This window comes from Micromonospora sp. RTBAU3-60 (assembly GCF_054963695.1).
Genome location: NZ_JBUEGB010000171.1, coordinates 1 through 1,447, shown reverse-complemented (window position 1 = coordinate 1,447; position 1,447 = coordinate 1). Strand labels below are relative to the sequence as shown.

At 70.9% G+C, this 1,447-nt stretch carries 1 protein-coding gene; it reads right to left on the bottom strand.

Going from position 1 to position 1,447, the window contains the following annotated elements; all coding sequences use genetic code 11:
• Nucleotides 1-12: 12 nt before the first annotated feature.
• Complete coding sequence (locus ACY34I_RS40360) at nucleotides 13-1,329, bottom strand: ISL3 family transposase (protein WP_462760822.1); 1,317 nt, start codon at nucleotides 1,327-1,329, stop codon at nucleotides 13-15.
• Nucleotides 1,330-1,447 lie beyond the last annotated feature (118 nt).

Below are 1,447 nucleotides of genomic sequence, written 5' to 3'. Positions count from 1 at the left end.
GGCTCTTCGAATTTAAGTGGGGTTGAGGTGTCCGCGGTGGCGTCGGGTGGTGGCGGTGCGGGTGCGTAGGCGCTGGTTGTCGGGGTTGCGGAAGCCGTAGGCGTCGCGGGCGACGGTTTTGATGACGCGGTTGGTGCCTTCGGAGCCGGCGTTGGTGATTCCGGTGGTCAGGAACGCCAGGATTTGTGGCCACCAGGTCTCGATGGTGGTGGCGAGCCGGTGCAGTTCGGGCAGGTCGGTGGCGGCGCAGCGGGTGTAGAAGCGGTGTAGCAGCCGGTGGAGGTGTTCCCGGTCGGGCTGGGTGCGGGCGGTGGCGAGGAGGTCGAGGAGGTCCTCTTTCGCGTTCCACGCGGCCAGGATCGGGGCGCCGATCGCGGCGGGTAGCGCTTCGAGGGTGTCGACGAGGCGATCGACGTGCTTGCCGGGCATCCGAGCGGCGGAGCGGGTCAGCCGGTTACGCATCCGCCATTCCGGGTCGGTGCCGCGGCCGCGGCGCCCGCGTTGGGTCAGGGTCATGCGGCGGCGGACCTCGGTGACGGCTCGGTTGGCCAGTTGCACGACGTGGAAGTGGTCGACGACCAGCACCGCGTGCGGCAGTACCTGGCGGACGGCGGACTTGAACACGGTGCACATGTCGATCGCCACCGCCTTCACCTGCTCACGCCAGGCCCGAGGGCGGGCGGTCAGCCAGCCGGTCACCGCCGCCGTGGTGCGGCCTTCGACCTGGGCGAGCAGGCCCTGACCACCGGACAGATCGCAGAAGCCGACGTGCCACCGGTCCGCGGTCATGGTCCACGAACCGGCCTGCTCATCCCAGATCCAGCGGGGCTTGCCGCGGCGGACCTCGTCAATGCCCAGTACCGCGACCGGCTCCGGCTCGGCCGGCAACACCGCGCTCGCGTGGGCGGTGAACGCGGCAGCGACGACCGGCCACGAGAGGCCGTGGTCCCTGGCGGCCTGCACGATCGTGCGCCCCGCGTCGGCGACCGCCGCCCCGGCCGCTTGCCGCAACCGGGTGGTCAGCCGGGCACGGGCCGGGACCTGCGCGACCTGCTCGGTGAACGACTTACGCGGACACCCCGGCGTCGGGCAGTACCAGCGCCGTTTACGCCACCGCAGCCGCACCGGCCGGCCGCCGACCGGTAGGTCCCGCGGCCGAGTGGTGGTCCACTGCTTGACCCGGACCGCCTGCTGCCCGCACTGCGGGCAGCATCGCGCCTGTTCACAACCGGTGGCCAGGTGCACCACCGGGACGCCTGCGGCGTCCAGCTCGACCCGCTCGGCCACCAGGCCGTCCAGGCCCAGCAGCCGGGTCGTATCGTTGACCATGCTCGCAGCTCTTCACTTGTGACCATCCGAACTAGACACTCAGATGATCACTGACGGGCTGCGAGCCCTTCACGCTCGGGTCGGCTCAGCCGCGAACCCCACTCAAGTTCGAAGAGCC

What these genes read in the sequence shown, in the direction of transcription:
- ACY34I_RS40360 (WP_462760822.1), bottom strand. Translation starts at nt 1,329, where the DNA reads ATGGTCAACGATACGACCCGGCTGCTGGGCCTGGACGGCCTGGTGGCC.